This window comes from Micromonospora reichwaldensis, assembly GCF_031845925.1.
Classification (GTDB): Bacteria; Actinomycetota; Actinomycetes; order Mycobacteriales; family Micromonosporaceae; genus Micromonospora; species Micromonospora reichwaldensis.
The window spans coordinates 17,101-38,251 of the sequence record NZ_JAVRFL010000013.1; the positions used below are offsets into that span (position 1 = coordinate 17,101).

Below are 21,151 nucleotides of genomic sequence, written 5' to 3' on the forward strand. Positions count from 1 at the left end.
CTCCGCTCGACCGGGTCACGGCGTCCCCATCGAACCACGGCGGACGCCCCGCCCGCGCCCGTGTGCCCGCCGTACGCCGACGCGGCGGGCCGCACCGGGGGACGCGACGGGCCCCCGCCACAGCTGGCGGGGGCCCGGGGAAGGCGCGTCGGTCAGCGGCGCTCGGCGGCGACCAGCTCGGCGAGCTGCACCGCGTTGAGCGCGGCGCCCTTGCGCAGGTTGTCGTTGGAGCAGAACAGGGCGAGGCCGTGCTCGACGGTCTCGTCGGCGCGGATCCGACCGACGAAGGTGGGGTCCTGGCCGGCCGCCTGCAACGGGGTCGGCACGTCGGCGAGCGCCACGCCGGGGGCGCCGTCGAGCAGCTCGCGGGCCCGCTGCGGGCTGATCGGCCGGGCGAACCGGGCGTTGATCTGGAGCGAGTGGCCGGTGAACACGGGCACCCGCACGCAGGTGCCGGAGACGCGCAGCCCGGGGATCTCCAGGATGCGGCGGCTCTCGTTGCGCAGCTTCTGTTCCTCGTCGGTCTCGAAGCTGCCGTCGTCGACGATCGAGCCGGCGAGCGGGAGCACGTTGAACGCGATCGGCCGGGCGAACGAGCGGGGGGCCGGGAACTCCACGGCCGCGCCGTCGAAGGCCAGGCCGGTGGCGTGCTCGGCGACCTTGCGGACCTGCTCGTCGAGCTCGGCGACGCCGGCCAGGCCGGCGCCGGAGACCGCCTGGTACGTCGAGACGACCAGGCTGACCAGCTCCGCCTCGGCGTGCAGCGGGCGCAGCACGGGCATCGCGGCCATCGTCGTGCAGTTCGGGTTGGCGATGATCCCCTTGGGGCGTACGGCGGCGGCGTGCGGGTTGACCTCGGCGACGACCAGCGGCACCTCCGGGTCCATGCGGAACGCCGAGGAGTTGTCGATGACGACGGCACCGGCGGCGGCGACCCGGGGCGCGAGTTCCTTCGCGCTCCCCTTTCCGGCGGAGAAGAGCACGATGTCGAGCCCGGAGTAGTCGGCGGTGGCCGCGTCCTCCACGGTCACCTCGCCGTCCCGCCAGGGCAGGGTGCGCCCGGCCGACCGCGCCGAGGCGAACAACCGCACCTGCTCCGCCGGGAACTCCCGCTCCGCCAGCACCTGCCGCATCACGCCACCGACCTGGCCGGTGGCCCCCACAATGCCGATCCTCATGCCCGCGAGGCTACCCAGCCCGGCGGCCCGACCGGGAACGCTTTCCCACCCACCGGGGCCGGCGGCGCTCCCGCCCGGCGGTGGCCGTGGTCACCCCGGGACGCAACGACCTCGCCGGAGGGGCCGGTGGAACGGGAGGATCGTCAGCGGGCGGCGCGGTCCGCCGCAGCATCCACGCCGGCTGCCCCGGACGGGCCACCCGCGCCGGCCGGGGGCGGCGCGACCCATGTCACACCGCCCCGGGCCGGTCAGGAGGCGTGCTCGACCAGCTCGCCGAGGCCGGTGGCGACGAGTTCGTCGCGGATCACCGCGGCGTCGCCCTCCACGACGATGGTGAGGTCCGCCGGGCGCAGGTGCGTGGCGGCCGCCGCGGAGACCTCCGCCACGTCGGCGGCGAGCAGCGCCTCGCGCAACCGGGCGTGGTAGTCGTCGGGCAGGTCGTGCACGACCAGGGTGGTCAGCGCGGAGGCGATCGACCGGGGGCTCTGCAACTCGACCGAGAGCTGCCCGGCCCGCCAGGAGCGCGCGACCGCCAGCTCCTCCTCGGTCACCCCGGTCTCCCGGGTACGGGTGATCTCGCCGACCGCCTCGACGACGGCCGGCGCGGTGACCGCCGTCTGCACCCCGGAGCTGACCCCGAACCGGCCGAACCGGCGGGACGAGGCGAAGTCGCCCCGGATGCCGTACGTGTAGCCGCGTACCTCGCGGATCAGGTGGTTGAGCCGGGACGTGAACGCCCCGCCGAGCACCGTGCCGGCGAGCGTCATCGGCACGTGGTCGGGGTGGGAGCGGTGCGGCGACGGGTGGCCCAGTCGCAGCGTGGACTGCACCGAGCCGGGCCGGTCCACCAGGATGATCCGGCGGCCGGGGCGGGTCGGCACCTCGATCGGGTCGCCCCGGTCGACCGGCCCGCCACCGGTGCCCGCGAACGCCGCCGCGCCGAGCGCGTCCAGGTCCAGCCGGCCCAGGTCCCCGGCGACGACCAGCGTGCCGGGGCGGATGAACCACTCGGAGTGGAAGACCGTGACGTCCTCGACGTCCAGCGCCGCCACCGACTCCGGGTCGCCGTACAGGGGGCGGCCCCAGCGGTTGCCGGCGCCGAACAGGTCCGCGCGCAGCGCCGCGTCGGCCCGCGGGCCGGGGTTGGCCCAGTCCATCCGCAGCGCGGTCGCCTCGTCGTCGCGGACCCGCCGGACGTCGTCCGGGTCCAGCTTCGGGGTGCGCACCGCCTCGGCGAGCAGCTCCACGGCGGCGTTCAGCCGCTCCACCGGCACCTGCACGCTGACCTGGAAGGAGTCCCAGTCCAGCCCGATCACCAGCTCGGTGCCGAGCCCTTCGATCGCCAGCGCGTACGCCGTCGCGTCGCGCTGCGCGGTCCCCTCCTCCAGGGCCTTGGCGAGCACCGCGCCGAGCCCTTCCTTGCCGGTGGGCTCACGGCCGGCGCCCGCGTCGAGCAGCAGCAGCGCCACGGCCAGGTTCTGCCCGGGCAGGTGCGCGGCGACCACCTGACCACCCGCCACCGTGCGGCGGACCACCTGCGGGAACCGGTACGGGCGGGCGGCGCCGGGCCCGGGACGGTCGGCGATCAGCGTCATCAGGGCTTCTCCTCGGGCAGGTAGGTCAGGGTGACCCGGTCGTCGGCGGTGAGCACCTCGGCGGCGGCCTCGGCGATCTGCTCGGCCGTCACCGCGAGCCAGGCCGGCAGCCGCTCCGCGGCCTTCGCCGGGTCGCCGAACTGGGTGGCGTAGCGCCCGAGCGTGTCCGCCCGGCCGTCCACCGTGGACATCTGCCGCCACCACGAGGTGCTCAGCAGGGACTTGGCCCGGTCCAGTTCGGTGGTGGTGACCGGGACGGTGGCCAGTTCGTCGACCACCTCGGCCAGCCCGGCGCCCAGCCGTTCGGCGCTCACCCCGGGGCGGGCCGTGGCGGTGGCGATCAGCGGCGCGGGGGCGTGCGCCAGGTCCACCCCGTACGCCCCGACCATGTCGGGCTGGGCGATCCGCTCGCCGTCGGCGAGGCGCTGGTAGAGGCGGCTGCCCCGGCCGCTCCCCAGCACGGTGGCGAGCACCGTCAGCACGTCGTAGCCGGGGCTGCCGAAGGGGTGGGTGCGGTGGGCGACGTAGACGCGCGGCGCCGGCACCTCGGCGGTGACCGTCTCCACGGCGGGTCGGCCGGTGGCCGGGACGGTCCGACCGTCCGGAGCCGGCGGAATCTCCGCGCGCGGCGGGATGGCGCCGAAGTACTTGTCGGCCAGCGCGAACACCTCGGCGGCCGAGGCGTCGCCCACGACGGTGAGCACGGCGTTGTTCGGCGCGTAGTAGGTCCGGTGGAACGCCTGGAAGGTGCCCAGGTCGGCGGCGTTCAGGTCGGCCATCGACCCGATCGTGGCGTGGTGGTAGGGGTGCCCGGGCGGATAGAGCAGCGGCAGCAGCCGCAGCCAGGCGTCGCCGTAGGGCACGTTGTCGTAGCGCTGGCGCCGCTCGTTCTTGACCACGTCCCGCTGGTTGTCCAGCGTCTCCTGGGTCAGCGCGGGGACCAGGCCGCCCATCCGGTCCGCCTCGAGCCACAGCGCCAGTTCCAGGTGCTCGGCGGGGACGGTCTCGAAGTAGTTGGTGCGGTCCGGGTTGGTGGTGGCGTTGAGCGAGCCGCCCGCGCCCTGCACCAGCTTCATGTGCTCGGTCTTCGCCACGTTGACCGAGCCCTCGAACATCAGGTGCTCGAAGAGGTGCGCGAAGCCGGTCTGCCCCTCGGGCTCGTGGCGGGAACCGACGTCGTACCAGAGGTTCACCGCGACCGCCGGAGCGGTGCGGTCCTCACTCACCACCACGCGCAGACCGTTGTCCAGGCGGGTGGTCTCGATGGGCCAGGGGTAACCGCTGTCGGGCATGGCACGACGCTATCCGATCGGGGGTCGCGCAGCGGGACGCGCCGCACGCGGCGAGGCATCGACCGCCGGCCGCCGGGTACCGGGGAGGCATGCCGCCTGCCGCCACCGTCACCGACCGGGCCGCCGTCGCGGTCGACCGCGCGACCGCCGCCCTGACCCGGCTGCGCCGGGCCCGCCTGCTGCATCCCGCGGGCCGCTCGTTCGCGGGCGAGGTCGTCGTCTGGGGTACGCCGGGACCGCCGACGGGGGTGCCGCTGCTGGACGGCCCGGGCCGCTTCCGGGCGACCGTCCGGCTCTCCAAGGGCGTGCCCACGCCGGGCGCCTGGCCGGACGTGCTGGGGCTGGCCGTGCGGCTGCACCGCGACGGTGAGCGGCCGTTCGACCTGCTGGTCAGCTCCAGCGGGGCCGCGCCGCTGCTGCGGAACCTGCCGCTGCCCCGGCGGCGCTTCGCGGGGACGTACAGCACGATCATGCCGTTTCGCGCGGGCCGGCGGCGGCTCTTCCTGGCCGCGCTCGCCGACCCGGAGTCGCCCGGCCTGGGCCGCAGCCTGGCCGAGGTGGCCGCCGCGGCCCGGGCGGACGCGCCGCGCCTGGTGCTCGCGGTCGCGTCCGCCGTCGGGCCGTGGCGTCCGTTCGGGCAGGTCAGCCTCGGTGCCCAGCTCAGCGCCCGGGAGGACGCCGCGCTGGCCTTCGACCCGATCGGCAACCTGCCGCCGGGGCTGCGGGCGGTCGGCCCGATCGCCTGGCTGCGGGAGCACACCTACCGGGGCTCGCGACGGGCCCGGGGGGCCGTGGCTCAGTCGGGGGGCTCGATGGGGGTCACCGTCTGATCGGAGGTACGCCGCTCCAGCACGGTGTCGGGGGCGGCGTTGCGGTCCTCCTCCCGGAGGTCGGACTCGGCGAGGATGGCCTCCGCCTGCGCGTGGGGGTCGTCGCTGCCGGCCGCCGCCTCCTCGGGCAGCAGGTGTGCGCGGGACTCCACTCGTTCCTGGTCGCTCTGCTCGTGACTCATGACCGCCCACATACCCCGTCGCCGTCTCCGGCACGCCGCATGATCGCGCCCGGATGATCGCGACCGGCCCCACCGGTGCTCGGGATCTCGGAGTTCGAGACGTGGTCCAGCCGGTGCCGGCGACGGAGCAGGCGCCGCCGTCGGGTGCGTCGTGCCAGGTGTACGACGACCGGTGTCGTGGAACTACCGTCGCACGCATCCATGGAGGCCAACATGAAGCGGGTCTTTCCCGGCGACCGGGTGGACCTTCCCGCGCAACCGGGTACGCTGGGCCGCGTGACGCGTTCGTATCGATGGTTTAGGCAGCCGGCTCGCACGCCGGTGACTTCACCATGATCTGACGTCACCACATTCGAGCCGGCCGGGCAGGAGCTCTCGTTCCTGCCCTTTTGCGTACGAGCAGCCGGCTCGACCTGGGCACCGGCCCCGGGGCACGGTCGGCGGAAGGATTCCCACCGTGACGACCCCGGAGACCGTTCGGGTCAGCGATCAGCGGATCGACCGTGTCGTGCCGCTGACCACCCCGGCCCTGCTGCACCACGACCTGCCCCTCGACGACACGCTCGCCTCGGCCGTGCTGGCCGGGCGGCGCGCGGTCGGCCGGGTGCTGGACGGCGCCGACGACCGCCTGCTGGTGGTGGTCGGCCCGTGCTCGGTGCACGACCCGGCCGCCGCCCTGGAGTACGCCCACCTGCTCCGCGACGCCGCCGCCCGGGTGGCCGACGACCTGCTGGTGGTGATGCGGGTCTACTTCGAGAAGCCGCGCTCGACGGTGGGCTGGAAGGGCCTGATCAACGACCCCGGGCTGGACGGTTCCGGCGACGTCAACACCGGGCTGCGTACCGCCCGGGCACTCCTGCTCGACGTGCTGCGCCTGGGGCTCCCCGTCGGCTGCGAGTTCCTCGACCCGATCACCCCGCAGTACATCGCCGACACGGTGGCGTGGGGCGCGATCGGCGCGCGCACGGTGGAGAGCCAGGTGCACCGGCAGCTCGCCTCCGGCCTGTCGATGCCGATCGGCATGAAGAACCGCCCGGACGGCAGCATCGGCACCGCCGTGGACGCCATCCGGGCCGCCGGCGTACCGCATGTCTTCCCCGGCATCGACGTCTCCGGCACGCCGGCGATCCTGCACACCCGGGGCAACGCGGACGGACACCTGGTGCTGCGCGGCGGCGGCGGGCGGCCGAACTACGACGCGGAGTCGGTGGCCGGCGCCCTGGAGCTGCTGCGGGCGGCGGGCCTGCCCGAGCGCGTGGTGATCGACGCGAGCCACGCCAACAGCGGCAAGGACCACCGCAACCAGCCGAGGGTCGCCGCCGACGTGGCCGCCCAGCTCGACGCCGGCCAGCGCGGCATCGTCGGGATCATGCTGGAGAGCTTCCTGCTCGCCGGCCGCCAGGACCTCGACCCGACCCGCGAGCTGACGTACGGCCAGTCGGTCACCGACGCCTGCATCGGCTGGGACACCACCGAGGAGGTCCTCAGCCACCTGGCCGCCGCCGTCCGCACCCGCCGCCGCACCCCGGCCCCCACCCCCGCCTGACCCCTGCCTTGGGGCGGTGGTGGAGATGGACAGTGCCGCCCCCGGGCCCGGGAGGGCTCGGGGGCGGCACCGGTGTCGGTGTGCAGGTCGCCTCTCGGCGAGTGGCACGACGCGGCTCCAGCCGGACGGTATTCCGCGAAGGCAATTAGGTGAGGCCCGGGGACACTGGACACACCGACACCTCACTCAACCGGGGACCCGCCGCCGGTGTTCCGGCCCGCGCCATGACCGCCGTCACAGCCCCCGGCGACCACTCCGCGCACGGCCCGGCGACGTTTCACCGGTTCGGACGCGGGTAGCTGACCGTCGTGACCGACGACGCACCCGTGACGGACGCGCCCGTGATCGGGGAGCCGGACATCCGGCGCCTCGACGACCTCCTCGAGGATCTCTACCACGGCCAGGAGCGGATCAGTCAGGCGGACATCTACCGCCGGGCCGTCGCCGCCGAGCTTCCCGCGCAGCTCCTCACCCGCATGGCCGCCCTGCCCGAGGGCGAGTACGCCGTGGACGAGGTGGCCGACCTACTCGGCGGTTCGGTCACCTGACGCCCGGCGACCGGGACCGTCACGGCCCCGGCGGGCCGTGACGACCCGTCGTGGGGCGAGACCGCCGCCCATCCCGTCCCCCGGGGGCGGACGGCCTTCCGCACCGGAGGCCGACGAGCAGTGAGGAGAGCGAGATGTCCCACCACGAGGAAGAGCACGAGAAGCTGCCGGCGCTCGGTCAGCCCCCCGAGGGCCGGGACACCCTGCCGGAGCCCGACTTCGCCAACGAGCACGACCGCACCGCGGTCGACCGGGACGTCATCACCGGGGCGGACGCCGACGAGCGCGAGCCGGAGGCATCCCGCGGCTGGGCCGGCCAGGACCACGGCACGACCCCGACCTGAGAACAGCCACGACGAAGGGGCCGGCGTTTGAGCCGGCCCCTTCGTCGTACGTCGTCAGTCCTCGTCGTGGTCGCCGCCCTCGGCGGCCTGCTGGGCCACCGCGTACGCCATCTGGAGGAAGTCCGAGGCGGCCACGGCGGTCAGCGCGGTCGCCACCAGGCGGGTGAGCCGGGGGGCGAGCACCAGGCCGCCGGTGAACCCGGTGGCGACCCAGACGGCGAGGCAGAACGGGCAGCTGAGCAGCTCCCCGATCGCGTGCCGGGTGGAGCTGCCCTGGTCACGGACCTGCTCCATCACCTCGCCGCTGCCGATCGGCTTGTCGTACCGGGTGAACGGCGCCCGCAGGGGGCTCGTCACCGCGTCCTTCGTCAGCAGCCGGCTCAGCTTGTGGGTGGCGATGCTCAGCAGCACCACGTCCGCCGGGGCGGGACGCTCGGGAACCGGGCGGCCGGTCGCCCTGACCAGACCGGCGATGCCGGCGGTCACCCCGGCGTAGGTTCCCATCGCCGCCAGGTACCCACCCAGCGGTCGGTGTTCGTGCGGCGCGTACGCCTGGCGCAGCCGCGCCACCTTCTCCTTCAGGGCGGTCACCCGGTCTCCTCGATCCTCTCGGGTGCGGTCCGGCTCAGCCGGCCTGCAGGTTGTCGGCCACCTCGCGGGCGAGACTGTCCAGCGCCTCGTCGGCCAGCCGCCCGGCGTCCGGCCCGCCGGTGAGGTCGAGCCGCATCCGGGCGCCACCGGCCTGGGCGGGCTCCACCAGGATCTCGGCCGACCAGTCCTCGGCGGCGCTCCACCGGGCCCGCAGTTCCTCGGCGCTGACCTCGTCGGCCGGGCTGCCGTCGGCCCGCAGCGGCTCGGGCAGCCACGCCGACGCCCGGGCGGGGTCGGTGGCGGTGTTGAACACGACCTCCGGCGGCGCGGACATCCCGCGCTCGGCGGACGCCATTAGGCGTCCCGCAGCCGGCTCGGGTCGACCTCGCGGCCGGGGTGCCGGGCGAGGTACTCGGTCTCCAGCTCGGCGGTGCGCCGCAGGTGGTTGGCGAGCGCGGAATCCGCCGCGTGGCGCAGGGTGTCCAGGCGGGTCCGGTGCAGGCTGTGCATCTCCCGGATCAGGTCCTCGTCGGCCAGCTCAGCGGGGTCGACGCCGAGCAGCTCGCCGTCGGGCGGATCGGCCTCGCCGGAGGCCCTGTCGTGGACATGGTCGCCGTCCCACTCGGGCATCCGCTGCTCCGGGCTGCCGAAGTCGTCCTGCCGTACCGATCCCGTCATGATCGACCCCCTGCTCTGGTTTGGGCTCGCGTCTAGACGGATGCCCACACCGCAGGGCACCAAACCATCCCCCGCACCTACGACGCCGCGTCGGAGACCCCGGCGGTCCCCGGTACTCTCGATGCCATGAAACGGCTCTGGACCCCGGCGTGGATCGCGCGCCACGTGGCCATGGTCGTGCTCGTCACCGGTTTCCTGGCGCTGGGCTGGTGGCAGGTCAGCCGGGCCGCCGCCGGCAACGCGATCAGTTGGGGCTACGCGGTCGAGTGGCCGATCTTCGCGGGCTTCGTGGTCTTCGTCTGGTGGCGTGAGGTCCGGCACGCCCTGCGCGGGCCGGCGGCGCCGGCCGACGCGCAGGGGGAAGCGTCGACCGCCGCCGGGACGCGACCGGCCGACGCCCCGCAGGCCGCTGCGACGCGCCCGGTCGTACGCCGACCCGTGCGGGTCGCCCGCGTGGCCGCGGCTGCCGGCGGCGGCGAGGACGGCGACCTCGCCGCCTACAACCACTACCTGCAATGGCTGAACGACAACCCGGGCGCCAAGCCCGGTGACTACCCCGGCTGAGGCCGGACGCGAAAGGACGGACGACGGTGGGCGCAGCCCTGACCCGGTACCGAGTCATCGCCTGGATCGTCGGCGTGGCGCTGATCCTGCTGGTCGTGATCGGCATGCCGATGAAGTACGGCTTCGACGACCCGATCCTGGTGGAGACCGTGGGCCAGGCGCACGGCTTCCTCTACATGCTCTACCTGGTGGCCGCCTTCGACCTGTCCCGCCGGGCCGGCTGGCCGCTGAAGCGGATGGTCCTGGTGATGTTGGCCGGCACGGTGCCGTTCGTCTCCTTCTACGCGGAGCGCCGGGTCAGCAACTGGGTGACGGCGGAACAGTCCGAGCGCACCCCGGAGCCGGTCGCCGGCTGATCCCCGTCACCGGGTGGGCCGCCACGGGTCGGCCGAGGCGAGCGGGTCCTCCCAGCCGCCGTACCGGTTCATCTCCCGGGCCCGGCGCAGGGCCCGGGTGACCTGGCCGAACTGCCGCTCGTCGTCGCTGCTGAACAGCAGCACCCGGTCGCCCCGGCGCCGGCCCCACAGCTCGTACGCGGGCGGTCGCCACCGGTCCCCCACCAGCGCGACCAGCACCGGCAGCAGGAACACCAGCCCCAGGACGAGGTACGCCCCCGCGGTGAGCCGTTGCAGCCCGCCGGTGAAGCCGAGCAGCAGGCCGACGCCGCCGATCATGGCGCCGGTGACCAGGACGGCCCGTACCGCGACGCGGTCGTGCGGGCCGCGGCCGGTCTGGAGGTGGGTCAGCTCGGTGACCTGCCAGCTGTTGCGGCCGACGGTGAAGCGGTCGACCGTCACGATGATCCCGGGTCGGGCGTAGAGAAGGGTGTTCTTCTGCGCGGTCGTCCGCGATGACCGCTCCTGTCGGGTGGCGCCTTGAGGGTTCACGGTTCTACCTCCCACGGCTGGTGCCGGGTCGGCTCCCGTCGACGGTCTCGCATCGGTGCCGGTCGGCGGGATTCCCGGCTGCGCGCTTCATTGTGTGGCGCACGCGCCAGCCCGGACGGCGATTTCGGCTCGCGTCCGAGGGCTGAGGTCGCGTGGCCAGCCGGTTCCGACCGCCATGTCGGTCTTGTCGGTCATAACGGCTCACGTTCCGACGGCATACGCCGACAACGACGAACGGCACGGATCGCCTGATCGCCGACAATAGCCGCCGGCCGCAGCGGCGGGCCGAAGGAGTCGATCACGCGCCGCACCCGTCGTGATCCGCAATTTCCGTCACTCGGCCAACATTCGACCCTGCTTCAACTGCGCATCACTCCTGCCCCGGGATAGGTTGTCCCGGTCGGCCCGGTCGATAGCCGTCCAACCGGACGGCACCGGCCCGGTGCCGCCGGGGGCGTCAGCAGCCCACGGCGGCCGGTGGGAGAGGAGCCTTCCGCTCTTGTCGTCCCTCAGGAACACGCTGCGCGCCCTGGCGGTCGCCGTGGTGTCGGCCGCGCTGCTCGCCCCGGCGATACCCGCCCGGGCCGAGCCGTCCCCCGCCGAGCTGACCCGGCGGATCGAGAATTCCTCCTCCCAGCTGGAGCACGTCGTCGAGGCGTACAACAAGCTCCGGGAGGAGATCAAGACCAACCAGGCCGCCGTGGCGCGGGTGCAGAGCCGCATCGGTCCGCTGGAGCAGGAGACCGAACGGAGCCGGGCGGACGTCGGCGAGATGGCGGTGACCGCGTACAAGACCGGCAACAACCTGAGCACCACGGAGGCGCTGCTGCGTCCCGGCGGCGCCGACACCCTGCTCGACCGGCTGAGCATGCTCGACCAGCTCACGCGGCAGCGGCAGGCGAAGATCTCGAACTTCACGGGCAACCAGCGCCGGCTGCTCGACGAGAAGACCCGGCTGGAGGTCACGCTGGGCCGGCAGGCGGCGCAGGCCCGCGAGATGACCGCCACGAAGAAGCGGATCGAGCGCGACCTCACCGAGCTCTACGAGCTGCGCCGGCAGGCGTACGGCCGGGCCACCGAGAAGCCGGCCGCCCGGTCCGACAGCGCGGAGGAGGCGCCGACGGTCTCCGGCAAGGCCGGCGTCGCCGTGCGGTACGCGTACGGCGCGCTCGGCAAGCCGTACGTCTGGGGCGCCGACGGGCCGAACGGCTACGACTGCTCGGGCCTGACCTCGGCGGCCTGGCGGGCGGCCGGCAAGTCACTGCCGCACAACACCCGGATGCAGTGGGGCGCGGTGGCCCACATCAGCCGGAGCGAGCTGCGCCCCGGCGACCTCGTCTTCTACAGCGGGCTCGGGCACGTGGGCCTCTACGTCGGCGGCGGTCAGGTCATCGACGCGCCGAGCGCCGGGCGCAACGTGCTGAAACGGGGCATGAACCTGATGCCCATCCAGGGCTACGGTCGGGTCCGCTGACCCACCGGCAACGCGAACGGCCGGCGTCCCCCTATCGGACGCCGGCCGTTCGCGTTGTTCCTACCCTGCTCAGGCCGCCTGTAGGCCCTCGGCCCGGGCCAGCTCGCGGAGCCGACCGAGCGCCTGGATCTCCAGCTGCCGGATCCGCTCCCGGGAGAGCGAGAACCGCGAGGCCACCTCGGTGAGGGAGTGCTCCCGGCCGTCCTCGAGCCCGTAGCGGGCCCGCATGATGCCGGCCGAACGGTCGTCGAGGTGGTTGAGCAGACCCTCGATCCGCTGCCGCTCCAGCCCCGTCAGCACGATCTCCTCCGGCGACGGCGCGTCGCTGTCGGCGACCAGGTCACCGAGGTTGGTGTCGCCGTCGTCGCCCACCGGGGTGTCCAGCGAGACGGTGTCCTGCGACCAGCGGACCAGCTCGTTGACCCGCTCGACGGTGACCCCGAGGGACGCCGCGATCTGCTCCGGCTCCGGGTCGCTGCCCAGCTCACGGGTGAGCTGCCGGGCCACGTTGCGCATCCGGTTGACGTCCTCGACCAGGTGCACCGGCAGTCGCACGGTGCGCTCCTGCTGGGCGATCGCCCGGCTGATCGCCTGGCGGATCCACCAGGTCGCGTAGGTGGAGAACTTGTAGCCGCGCACGTAGTCGAACTTCTCGACCGCCCGCACCAGGCCGGTGTTGCCCTCCTGGATCAGATCCAGCATGGGCATGCCCGAACGCACGTAGCGGCGGGCGATCGACACGACCAGTCGCAGGTTGGCCCGGATGAACAGGTCCTTGGCCCGCTCGCCTTCGGCGACCAGCCGCTCCAGGTCGTCCCGGTCGGCACCGGCGGGGACGCGGTCCTCACCGAGCAGGTGCTCGGCGTAGAGGCCGGCCTCGATGGCCTTGGAGAGGTCGACCTCCTTGGCGGCGTCCAGCAGTGGCGTCCGGGAGATCTCGTGAAGGTAGACGCCGACCAGGTCGCGCTCCTCGGCAACCTCGTCGGTTCGCATGCCGATGTTCTTGTCCACGTTGCCCACGGTCCCCTCGCTCGCGCCGGTTGCCCGGTTCCTTGCCATCCCCACGTCCATCAGCCCTCCCCCGTAACTTCCGCTGTGCCCACCGGTGCTGACACCTACACAACAGTTGAGACGCGCCGGGGATTCCATGACGTGAGTCGAAAGTGTCACGAATGCCTGATAATCCGCTGAGAGCGCGGTCCATGTTTGCTGTCAGCACCCCGGGTGGCGGCTCCGATGGGCACCACGCCAGGGGCGGCGGATCGACGTGTCGCCGTGTCCCGGTCCATGGCAGCATCGCCCCGCCCGCGGACGCAGCGACCCGGGTCACCGTCGGGCTGCGATCCTGGTCACTGCGGAGTCACGCACGGATGGACCGGTCGGTTCATCCACGCCCGTGGTAATACCCCACCCCCCGGTGAACAATCCGCACCGCGGACCCGTGCCCGTACGTGACGGGGATCGCAGGGCGGGGGCAGGGGTGGGGTCGGCTCAGGAGGCGAGCAGGGCCAGGGCGCCGCGGACCTGGTCGGCGGAGCGGGAAAGGGCGGCCCGCGCGGCGGACACCTCCACCCCGGAGACGAGCGAGACCAGCGCCACCTTCATGTCACCGTCGGCCTCGTTGAGGGCCCGCCGGCAGATCTCCTCCGAGCAGCCGGTCGCCTCGATCAGGATCGAGATCATGCGGCCCCGGAGTTTGGCGTTGGTGGCGACCATGTCGATCATGAGGTTCGAGTAGACCCGGCCCAGCCGGACCATCACGGCCGTGGAGAACGTGTTCAGCACCAGCTTCTGCGCGGTGCCCGCCTTCATCCGGGTCGACCCGGTGACGACCTCCGGTCCGGTGTCCACCCCGATGAAGACGTCCACCGACCGGGCGGCCTGCGCCTCCGGGTTGGCACAGAGCAGCACGGTCGAGGCCCCCTTGGCACCCGACGCGGCGAGCGCCCCCAGGACGTACGGTGTGCGTCCGCTGGCGGCGAGCCCGACGACCAGGTCCCCGGCCCGTACGCAGTCGGCGGCCTCCGCCGCGCCGCCCCGGTCGTCGTCCTCGGCGTCCTCGACCGCCCGCCACATGGCCTCCGGCCCGCCCGCGATGTGGGCGCAGAACCAGTGCCGGGGCGAGTTGAAGGTGGGCGCCAGCTCGGCGGCGTCGATCACGCCGAGCCGGCCGGAGGTGCCGGCGCCGAAGTAGTGCACCCGGTGCCCGCCGCGCAGGGCGGTCACCGCCAGGTCCACCGTCGCGGCGATCTCGTCGAGGACGGCCGCGACGGCGCCGGGCACCCGCCGGTCCGCCTCGTTGATGACCGTGAGCACGTCGCGGGTCGACATGAGGTCGAGATCCGCGCTGAGCGGGTTGCGCCGCTCGGTCGGCGCGCCGACCCGGATCACCGGCCGGGCCGTCACCGGGGTCGTCACCTCGTGAGGTTCCACCGCGCCCGCCGTCATGCCCGCCTCCGTCCCGGGCCGACCCGGTGCGACCAGACCGCCTCGGCTGTCGCTTCGAGGGCCTTCCTGGCCCGCGACCGGTTGCGTGCGGCCACCCCGACGAAGAGGCAGTCGACGACGGTGAGCTGGGCCAGCCGGCTCGCCATCGCGCCCGAGCGGTAGGTGGTCTCGCGGGCGGCCGTGGTGAGCACGAAGTCGGCCACCTCGGTGATCGGCGACCGGGGGAAGTTGGTGAGCGCCACCGTGGCCGCCCCCCGGGCCCGCGCCTGTTCCAGCACCTCGATCACGTCGGAGGTGGTGCCGGTGTGCGAGATGCCGACCGCGACGTCGCCCCGCCCGAGCAGCGCGGCCGACGTCAGCGCCGTGTGCACGTCCGGGAAGTAGAAGGCGGTGCGGCCGATGCGGTGCAGCTTCTGCTGGAAGTCCGAGGCGACGAAGCCGCTGGCGCCCGCCCCGTAGACGTCGATCCTGCCGGCGCCCGTGATGGCGTCGACCACCTGCTCGCAGATCGCCGGGTCGAGCTGCTCGGCCGTCTCCTCGACGGCCCGCGCGTCGTTGAAGGCGATGGTCGCGATGATCTGGGCGAGGTCGGCCCCGGGTGGGATGTCGCCGCCGACGACCCGCGCGTCGGGCGGCTCGACCCGGCGGGCGGCCTCGGCGGCGAGCCGGATCCGCAGCTGCGGGTAGCCGTCCATGCCGACCGATCGGCAGAAGCGGATGACGGTCGCCTCGGATGTCTCGGCGGCGGTGGCGAGGTCGGTGATGGTCCGACGCGAGGCGGCGGCCGGGTCGGCGACCACCAGCCGGGCGACCCGCTGCTCGGCCGGCGACAACGACGGGAGCAGGCCGCTGATGTGGACGATCAGCCCACCCGGCTCGTGACTCGCAGAAATCTTCGGACTCTTCGCCACGGATGAAACTTACTTTCACGAGGCGTGACCGTCAACCATGACTGCGCGTATTGAGGAAAGTACCGCCCGCCCGGACACGCCGTTTCGCCCGGCGTGCCATCCGTACCGCCCAGCGTGCCATTCCACGGAAACCGTCGCCTCCCCCGCCGGACCTGCGTGGAGAAGACACCCGGTCGCTGCCGGCCGCGTACAGACGATGCCATCCCGCCGCCTCCCGCGGCACCCCGCCACCCGGCCGGATCCCCAGGCAGCCGGCCCGGGGGCCGTCGGCTCAGGCGCTCAGCCGGCCGATCGGGACCGGCTCCCCGCCCGGCGGCCCGGGCACGACGGCGGACCGCACGTCCCGCCCGTCGGGCGCCCGGCCGTCGCGACCGTCGGTCAGCCGGCCGTCGCGACCGTCGGCGGACGACCCCAGCCAGCCCGCCAGGTGCGCCTGGATCTGCCGGGAGACCTCCTCCGGCGGGCGCCCGGCGTCCACCACGACGAAGGTCGGATACTCCGGCAGGGTCCGGTACGCGGTGTCGGCGGCGGTCAGGTAGCGCATGCTCTCGTGGTCGGTGCCGCGCTGCTCGATCCGCCGGTACGCCTCGGCGGGATCGACGGTCAGCAGGAAGGTCAGCTGCGGTCGCGGGAACATCCGGTAGCCGGCGCGGGCCAGCCGCTCCCAGCGCTGGCCCCCGTGCGCCCGGATGCTCGCGTACTGGCAGGCGGAGTAGCGGTCCATCACCGCGACCCGGCCGGTGGCCAGGCAACTGATCAGGGCGAGGGCGATCGCCAGCCAGCGGAGCACGGACTCCACCGCCAGCATGCCGCTGCGCCCGACGAGCCGCTGTGCGTCCGGGCGGCCGAGGCGGTGCGCGAGGCGGCCCAGCCAGCGCCGCCCGCCAGCGTTGCGGTGGTAGGTGGCGGGGCGGCCCGCCGCGGTGAGCGCGTCGGCGAGCCGGTGCGCCTGGGTGGTCTTGCCCGAGCCGTCGATGCCGATCAGGGCGACGGCGCGCAATCGGGCCCTGCCGCGCCGCGCCCCCGGTGATCTGGACACTCTGCACAGGCTATCCGACCCGCGCTCGCGTACCCGGAGATTTGTGCCGTGTCCTCCCGGTTGACCCCGACCGTGCCACCTGCCAGGTGTGGCCCGCCGGGATGCCGGGTACCGGAGTTGGATCAGCCGCCCACCACCATCGACGGGAGACGCCAATGGCAGAGCGCGGGGACGAGAGCCTGGTGCACACGTTGAAGAAGGTCGCCGCCGTGCTCAAGCAGGAAGAGATTCCCTTCGCGCTCGGGGGCAGCTTCGCGGTGTACGCCCACGGCGGTCACTCCAGCGACCACGACGTCGACTTCCTGATCCGGGAGGTCGACGTGGAACGGTCCCTCGAGGCGCTGGTCGCGGCGGGCTTCACCGCCGAGCGGCCGCCCGAGGACTGGCTGGTCAAGGTGTTCGACGACGGTCGCATGGTGGACCTGATCCACCGGCCGATCGAGACGCCGGTGACGGAGGAGACGTTCGCCGACACGGTCGTGCGGCCGGTCGACGCGATCCACATGCCGGTGCTCTCGGCCAGCCAGCTCATGGTGCACAAGCTGCTGAGCTTCTCGCAGCACTACTGCGACTTCGCCCGGGGCCTGCCGCTGGCCCGTTCCCTGCGGGAGCAGATCGACTGGGAACGGGTACGCAAGGAGACGCAGCACTCCCCGTACGCGGAGGCGTTCCTGGTGCTGCTGGACCGGCTGGAAGTGGTGCCGCACTCCGGCACCGGCGAGGGAGAGGGGACACCGTGACCGAGCACCGCGACGTCGCCACCGGACCGCCCGACGAGTACGTCGAGGCGGAGATCCACCGGCTGCTCGCCGAGGACCCGGACGTGGCCGAGCAGGGGATCACCGTGGTCCGCCGGGAGCGCGGCCTCGTGCTCTACGGCGAGGTCGAGAGCCCGCACCGGCGGGAGGAGATCCTGCGCCGGGTGGCCGAACGCTTCCCCGACGTGCCGGTCACCAGCGACATCGGGGTGATCCGCGCGCAGGCGCCCACGGAGATCGAGCAACTGCCCTGAGGAGGTTCCATGGTGATCCGGATCGCCGCCGTGGGCGACGTGCATCTGGACGAGGACGTGGTCGGCCGGTTCCGGCCGGCACTGGACGAGCTGCCCGAGCACGCCGACGTGCTGTTGCTCGCGGGCGACCTGACCCGGCACGGGACGGAGTCGGAGGCCCGGTGCGTGGCCACCGAGTTCGGCGGGCTGGGCGTGCCGGTGGTGACCGTGCTGGGCAACCACGACCACCAGTGCGACCAGGTGCCGCAGGTGGTCAAGGTGCTCGAAGACGCCGGGATCACCGTGCTGGAGGGCAACGGCGTCGTGTTGGACTGCGCCGGCGGCCGGCTGGGTGTGGCCGGGGTGAAGGGGTTCGGCGGGGGGTTCGCCGGCCGCTGCGCCAGCGACTTCGGCGAGCCGGAGATGAAGGCGTTCGTCCGGACCACCACCCAGAGCGCGGACGCCCTGTCCGCCGCGCTGCGGGGACTGGAGTGCGACGTGCTGGTGGCGCTGACCCACTACGCGCCGGTGCCCGACACGCTCGCCGGTGAGCCGCTGGAGATCTACCCGTTCCTGGGCTCGTACCAGCTCGGGCAGGCGATCGACTCCGCGCCGACCGCGCTGGCCCTGCACGGGCACGCGCACGCCGGCTCCGAGCGGGGCACCACGCCCGGCGGGGTACGCGTCCGCAACGTCGCCCACCCCGTGATCAAGCAGGCGTACAGCGTCTTCCACCTGGGCGACAACCTCGATCACGCACAGGTTTCCGGCGTCGGCGGGTCGGGTATTCAGCAATCATGGAGCTGATTCTCTGGATTCTCGCAGTCGTACTCGTGGTCGCCGGCATCCTCGCGCTGTTCCGGCGGCAGATCCTGTGGGGCGTCGTCCTCATCGTGGTCGGCCTGCTCGTCGGGCCGGGTGGTGTGAGCATCTTCAATTGACGAGGCGGCTACAGGCCGCCGTTCAGGACCCACCGGGGTCGTCGTGACCGGAACTCCGTCCTCCCGACAGGAGCATCCGGACATGACGACCCCGGTGTCGTGCCGGCCGGAGGGTGACCGCGGGTTTACCGTCCACCCTCAGCGGACATATCCCCACCATGGAGATGTCCAGGAGCGCTGAACGGACCGGCGGCGCCCGGCAGTGGTGGGCGCTGCTCGGCTTCGGGGCGGCGGTGTTCGTCGCCGCGGCGATCGGCGGGCTCGGTGTGCAGGGCACCTCGGCCGAGTACGCGAGCCTCGAACAGCCCGCCTGGGCTCCCCCGTCCTGGCTCTTCGGACCGGTCTGGAGCCTTCTCTACGCGATGATCGCGGTGGCCGGCTGGCTGGTCTGGCGGCGGGTCGGCTTCGGCCCGGCCCTCTGGGCATGGGTCGCCCAGCTCGTGCTCAACGCCCTCTGGACGCCGCTCTTCTTCGGCGCCGGCCGCTACGGGCTGGCGTTCGCCGAGATCCTGCTGATGTGGGTGGCGATCGGCGTGACGGTCGCGCTCTTCCGCAGGGTGTCCCGCCCGGCGACCCTGCTGATGCTGCCCTACTGGGCGTGGGTCACCTTCGCGGCCGCCCTCAACTTCGCCATCTGGCGCCTGAACGGCTGAGCCGGGCGACGGAGGACACGACGACGGAACGGGGCCCCGGCGTGCAGCCGGGGCCCCGTCACACGTTCAGCAGCGCGGTACGCCGGGGATGTAGCCGTCGGAGCCGGTGTAGACGTACGCGTCGGCGATGAAGCGGCCGGCGCCGATCCGGTCCCAGATCGTGCTGGTGCCGTAGGTGCCGGTGACGCTGGTGCCGCTCGTCTGGCACTGGATGGTCACCCGGGTGCCGTCGGCGACGGTGCCCACGGCGGCGTAGCCGGTGCCCGGGCCGGAGCGGACGGTCAGCGGCGTACCGCTGGTGTTGACCGTGCCGGAACCGGCGCTGCTGCCGCAGCCGTTGTCGCTGGAGTAGTTCTTGGTGCCCCAGTAGAGGGCGAGCGCGCCGTTGAACCGCACCTGGATGTCCGCGCCGTTGAGCCGCTGCTCGTAGTGCAGGTGCGGACCGGTCGAGCCGCCGGTGCTGCCGACCCAGCCGATCACCTTGCCGTAGCCGACGCTCTGACCCACGGAGACGTTGAAGCCGTTGAGGTGGGCGTAGTAGGTGTGGTAGCCGCCCGCGTGGCTGATCCGCACGTACTTTCCGTAACTGGTGCCGCCGAGGTCCGTGACCCGGTCGACGGTGCCCGGCGCGCTCGCCACCACCGGGTCGCCCAGGTCGTCGGTCCGGTTGAAGTCGATCGAGTACGCCGGACTGTGGTTGGTCCGGGTCTGACCGGACCAGGACTGCCCGCACGGGAACGGGACCTTGAACGTGGGGGCCGCCATCGCCGGGGCCGCCGGGACGACCAGCGCGCCCACAGCCAGCAGACCGGCCGCCAGCAGGCCCAACCACCGCTTGCCCATCCAACACCTCCTATGTCGAAATCCTTCGATCACCGACCTCCAGAGTGACAGAAAATGACATCGATGGAAAGGGGTCGAATTCCCGTGTGGGAGCGTGCCCAACAGGGGGTTTACGGGTTTCCGGATTGTTACTCGCTCGTGTCCGGATAGGGGTGGACCAGGCCAGATGCAAGCGCTTACATGTGGTGACGCCCATCGGACCGGCGCGGGTTCGATCCCTGACGCGCCGGCAAGGAAGGAGAACGGCATGGCGTTTGCCAGATCACGCCGGGCTATCGCGGTCGCCGGCGTGCTGGGGCTGGCGCTGAGCGCCACGGCCTGTGGCACCGGCGACGACAAGAAGAGCGACACCGCGGGCTCCGCGGAGTGCGCCGCATACGAGAAGTACGGCGACATCGACGGCAAGAAGGTCAAGATCTACTCGTCCATCCGGGAGATCGAGGCCGACCGCCTCGCGGAGTCCTGGAAGCAGTTCGAGGACTGCACCGGCATCAAGATCGACCACGAGGGCAGCGGCGAGTTCGAGGCGCAGCTCAACGTCCTGGTCGACGGCGGCAACGCCCCCGACCTCGCGTTCATCCCGCAGCCGGGTCTGCTCAAGCGGTTCGTCGACTCGGGCAAGCTCAAGCCGGTCGGCGCCGAGACGAAGAAGATGGCCGAGGAGAACTACCCGGCCGACTGGCTGAAGTACAGCACCGTCAACGGCCAGTTCTACGGCGCCCCGCTCGGCTCCAACGTGAAGTCCTTCGTGTGGTACTCGCCGAAGACCTTCAAGGAGAAGGGCTGGACGGTCCCGACCAGCTGGGACGAGCTGATCAAGCTCAGCGACCAGATCGCCGCCACCGGCACCAAGCCGTGGTGCGCCGGCATCGAGTCGGGTGAGGCCACCGGTTGGCCGGCCACCGACTGGATCGAGGACCTGATGCTGCGGACGCAGACCCCCGAGGTCTACGACCAGTGGGTCAGCCACGGCATCCCGTTCAACGACCCGAAGGTCGCCGAGGCCCTCGACAAGGCCGGCACCATCCTCAAGAACGAGAAGTACGTCAACGGCGGCTTCGGCGGCGTGAAGAGCATCGCCACCACCTCCTTCCAGGAGGCCGGCGTGCCGATCACCACGGGCAAGTGCGCGCTGCACCGCCAGGCGTCCTTCTACGCCAACAACTGGCCGGAGGGCACCAAGGTGGCCGAGGACGGCGACGTCTTCGCCTTCTACTTCCCGGCGATCGACGCCAGCAAGGGCAAGCCCGTGCTGGGCGGCGGCGAGTTCGTCGCGGCCTTCAACGACCGCCCCGAGGTCCAGGCCGTGCAGACCTACCTCGCGTCCGGCGAGTACACCAACAGCCGCGCCAAGATCGGCGACTGGGTGTCGGCCAACAACAAGCTCGACCTGGCCAACGTCCCCAACCCCGTCGACAAGCTCTCCGTGCAGATCCTCCAGGACAAGTCCAGCGTCTTCCGCTTCGACGGCTCGGACCTGATGCCGGCAGCTGTCGGCTCCGGGACGTTCTGGAAGGCCATGGTGCAGTGGATCAACGGTAAGGACACCGCGACCGTGCTCCGGGACGTGGAGAGCGGCTGGAAGTGATCTGACCGGTGGGCCGGTCCGCGGGGAC

The 21,151-nt window shown here is 72.8% G+C and carries 26 protein-coding genes; 13 read left to right on the plus strand and 13 right to left on the minus strand.

The features are described from left to right. Positions 1-152 precede the first annotated feature (152 nt). From RM555_RS13005 to RM555_RS13015, 3 genes are all read right to left on the minus strand, one after another. Positions 153-1,178 carry an aspartate-semialdehyde dehydrogenase gene (locus RM555_RS13005; protein WP_311411981.1) on the minus strand — a complete coding sequence of 342 codons (1,026 nt, stop codon included), beginning with the start codon at positions 1,176-1,178 and terminating at the stop codon, positions 153-155. 248 nt (positions 1,179-1,426) lie between these two features. After that, the gene (locus tag RM555_RS13010; protein WP_311411982.1) at positions 1,427-2,773 is read right to left on the minus strand and encodes a M16 family metallopeptidase; all 1,347 of its coding nucleotides are present in this window, start codon (positions 2,771-2,773) and stop codon (positions 1,427-1,429) included. After that, positions 2,773-4,065, minus strand: coding sequence for a M16 family metallopeptidase (locus tag RM555_RS13015; RefSeq protein ID WP_311411983.1), 1,293 nt, complete (start codon positions 4,063-4,065; stop codon positions 2,773-2,775). Before RM555_RS13015 ends, RM555_RS13010 begins: the two co-directional genes overlap by 1 nt. An 89-nt stretch (positions 4,066-4,154) precedes the next feature. On the opposite strand from RM555_RS13015, the gene RM555_RS13020 reads away from it, so the two are divergent. Continuing rightward, positions 4,155-4,895 carry a phosphodiesterase gene (locus RM555_RS13020; protein WP_311411984.1) on the plus strand — a complete coding sequence of 247 codons (741 nt, stop codon included), beginning with the start codon at positions 4,155-4,157 and terminating at the stop codon, positions 4,893-4,895. Here the strand turns inward: RM555_RS13020 and RM555_RS13025 are convergent. Next, the gene (locus RM555_RS13025; RefSeq protein ID WP_101415193.1) at positions 4,862-5,077 is read right to left on the minus strand and encodes a hypothetical protein; all 216 of its coding nucleotides are present in this window, start codon (positions 5,075-5,077) and stop codon (positions 4,862-4,864) included. The two genes, RM555_RS13020 and RM555_RS13025, sit on opposite strands and share 34 nt — an antisense overlap. A gap of 448 nt (positions 5,078-5,525) precedes the next feature. On the opposite strand from RM555_RS13025, the gene RM555_RS13030 reads away from it, so the two are divergent. The 3 genes from RM555_RS13030 to RM555_RS13040 all read left to right on the plus strand — a co-directional run bounded on the left by RM555_RS13030 (position 5,526) and on the right by RM555_RS13040 (position 7,515). Then, positions 5,526-6,623 carry a 3-deoxy-7-phosphoheptulonate synthase gene (locus RM555_RS13030; protein ID WP_311412092.1) on the plus strand — a complete coding sequence of 366 codons (1,098 nt, stop codon included), beginning with the start codon at positions 5,526-5,528 and terminating at the stop codon, positions 6,621-6,623. A 299-nt stretch (positions 6,624-6,922) separates the two neighbouring features. Beyond that, on the plus strand, positions 6,923-7,171 hold the full coding sequence (locus RM555_RS13035; RefSeq protein ID WP_396888763.1) for a hypothetical protein: 249 nt from the start codon (positions 6,923-6,925) through the stop codon (positions 7,169-7,171). A gap of 134 nt (positions 7,172-7,305) precedes the next feature. Next, entirely contained in the window at positions 7,306-7,515 is a 210-nt protein-coding gene (locus tag RM555_RS13040) for a hypothetical protein (protein ID WP_132239399.1), read from the plus strand. A gap of 54 nt (positions 7,516-7,569) precedes the next feature. Here the strand turns inward: RM555_RS13040 and RM555_RS13045 are convergent, their stop codons facing one another. Genes RM555_RS13045 through RM555_RS13055 form a run of 3 tightly spaced genes read right to left on the minus strand, consistent with a single transcriptional unit; the run spans position 7,570 to position 8,787 of the window. Next, positions 7,570-8,106 (minus strand): DUF1360 domain-containing protein, encoded by a 537-nt coding sequence (locus tag RM555_RS13045; RefSeq protein WP_132239401.1) that lies wholly within the window; start codon positions 8,104-8,106, stop codon positions 7,570-7,572. 34 nt (positions 8,107-8,140) lie between these two features. Beyond that, positions 8,141-8,461 (minus strand): hypothetical protein, encoded by a 321-nt coding sequence (locus RM555_RS13050; RefSeq protein WP_311411986.1) that lies wholly within the window; start codon positions 8,459-8,461, stop codon positions 8,141-8,143. Next, positions 8,461-8,787 (minus strand): DUF6158 family protein, encoded by a 327-nt coding sequence (locus RM555_RS13055; RefSeq protein ID WP_132239489.1) that lies wholly within the window; start codon positions 8,785-8,787, stop codon positions 8,461-8,463. Before RM555_RS13055 ends, RM555_RS13050 begins: the two co-directional genes overlap by 1 nt. Positions 8,788-8,910: 123 nt before the next feature. Here RM555_RS13055 and RM555_RS13060 point away from each other — a divergent pair, with 123 nt between their 5' ends. After that, the gene (locus RM555_RS13060) at positions 8,911-9,348 is read left to right on the plus strand and encodes a hypothetical protein (RefSeq protein WP_311411987.1); all 438 of its coding nucleotides are present in this window, start codon (positions 8,911-8,913) and stop codon (positions 9,346-9,348) included. Positions 9,349-9,374: 26 nt separating this feature from the next. Then, a complete protein-coding gene (locus RM555_RS13065; protein ID WP_311411988.1) occupies positions 9,375-9,704 on the plus strand; it encodes a DUF3817 domain-containing protein in 330 nt (109 codons plus the stop codon). Between the two features lie 6 nt (positions 9,705-9,710). Here RM555_RS13065 and RM555_RS13070 read toward each other — a convergent pair whose 3' ends face one another. Then, positions 9,711-10,235 carry a DUF6232 family protein gene (locus RM555_RS13070; RefSeq protein ID WP_311411989.1) on the minus strand — a complete coding sequence of 175 codons (525 nt, stop codon included), beginning with the start codon at positions 10,233-10,235 and terminating at the stop codon, positions 9,711-9,713. Between the two features lie 499 nt (positions 10,236-10,734). Here RM555_RS13070 and RM555_RS13075 point away from each other — a divergent pair, with 499 nt between their 5' ends. Next, positions 10,735-11,709 (plus strand): C40 family peptidase, encoded by a 975-nt coding sequence (locus RM555_RS13075; protein ID WP_311411990.1) that lies wholly within the window; start codon positions 10,735-10,737, stop codon positions 11,707-11,709. Between the two features lie 69 nt (positions 11,710-11,778). Here RM555_RS13075 and RM555_RS13080 read toward each other — a convergent pair whose 3' ends face one another. The 4 genes from RM555_RS13080 to RM555_RS13095 all read right to left on the minus strand — a co-directional run bounded on the left by RM555_RS13080 (position 11,779) and on the right by RM555_RS13095 (position 16,116). Further along, positions 11,779-12,768 (minus strand): sigma-70 family RNA polymerase sigma factor, encoded by a 990-nt coding sequence (locus RM555_RS13080; protein WP_199729496.1) that lies wholly within the window; start codon positions 12,766-12,768, stop codon positions 11,779-11,781. A gap of 432 nt (positions 12,769-13,200) precedes the next feature. Continuing rightward, positions 13,201-14,157 (minus strand): N-acetylmuramic acid 6-phosphate etherase, encoded by a 957-nt coding sequence (locus RM555_RS13085; protein ID WP_311411991.1) that lies wholly within the window; start codon positions 14,155-14,157, stop codon positions 13,201-13,203. Beyond that, positions 14,154-15,068, minus strand: coding sequence for a MurR/RpiR family transcriptional regulator (locus tag RM555_RS13090; protein WP_311411992.1), 915 nt, complete (start codon positions 15,066-15,068; stop codon positions 14,154-14,156). Before RM555_RS13090 ends, RM555_RS13085 begins: the two co-directional genes overlap by 4 nt. A gap of 271 nt (positions 15,069-15,339) precedes the next feature. Beyond that, complete coding sequence (locus RM555_RS13095) at positions 15,340-16,116, minus strand: dTMP kinase (protein ID WP_396888764.1); 777 nt, start codon at positions 16,114-16,116, stop codon at positions 15,340-15,342. A gap of 92 nt (positions 16,117-16,208) precedes the next feature. Here RM555_RS13095 and RM555_RS13100 point away from each other — a divergent pair, with 92 nt between their 5' ends. The 5 genes from RM555_RS13100 to RM555_RS13120 all read left to right on the plus strand — a co-directional run bounded on the left by RM555_RS13100 (position 16,209) and on the right by RM555_RS13120 (position 18,692). Continuing rightward, a complete protein-coding gene (locus tag RM555_RS13100; RefSeq protein ID WP_132239419.1) occupies positions 16,209-16,847 on the plus strand; it encodes a nucleotidyltransferase family protein in 639 nt (212 codons plus the stop codon). Next, positions 16,844-17,119 (plus strand): hypothetical protein, encoded by a 276-nt coding sequence (locus RM555_RS13105; protein ID WP_132239421.1) that lies wholly within the window; start codon positions 16,844-16,846, stop codon positions 17,117-17,119. The genes RM555_RS13100 and RM555_RS13105 overlap by 4 nt, the downstream gene beginning before the upstream one ends. Positions 17,120-17,128: 9 nt before the next feature. Further along, positions 17,129-17,905 carry a metallophosphoesterase family protein gene (locus tag RM555_RS13110; RefSeq protein WP_311411994.1) on the plus strand — a complete coding sequence of 259 codons (777 nt, stop codon included), beginning with the start codon at positions 17,129-17,131 and terminating at the stop codon, positions 17,903-17,905. Continuing rightward, on the plus strand, positions 17,896-18,039 hold the full coding sequence (locus RM555_RS13115) for a GPGG-motif small membrane protein (RefSeq protein ID WP_165947907.1): 144 nt from the start codon (positions 17,896-17,898) through the stop codon (positions 18,037-18,039). Before RM555_RS13110 ends, RM555_RS13115 begins: the two co-directional genes overlap by 10 nt. Positions 18,040-18,197: 158 nt before the next feature. Beyond that, positions 18,198-18,692, plus strand: a complete 495-nt coding sequence (locus RM555_RS13120) for a TspO/MBR family protein (RefSeq protein WP_311411995.1) — start codon at positions 18,198-18,200, stop codon at positions 18,690-18,692. A 66-nt stretch (positions 18,693-18,758) separates the two neighbouring features. Here RM555_RS13120 and RM555_RS13125 read toward each other — a convergent pair whose 3' ends face one another. Beyond that, positions 18,759-19,535 (minus strand): peptidoglycan DD-metalloendopeptidase family protein, encoded by a 777-nt coding sequence (locus RM555_RS13125; protein ID WP_132239427.1) that lies wholly within the window; start codon positions 19,533-19,535, stop codon positions 18,759-18,761. 247 nt (positions 19,536-19,782) lie between these two features. On the opposite strand from RM555_RS13125, the gene RM555_RS13130 reads away from it, so the two are divergent. Continuing rightward, entirely contained in the window at positions 19,783-21,123 is a 1,341-nt protein-coding gene (locus RM555_RS13130) for an ABC transporter substrate-binding protein (protein WP_311411996.1), read from the plus strand. Positions 21,124-21,151: the final 28 nt, after the last annotated feature.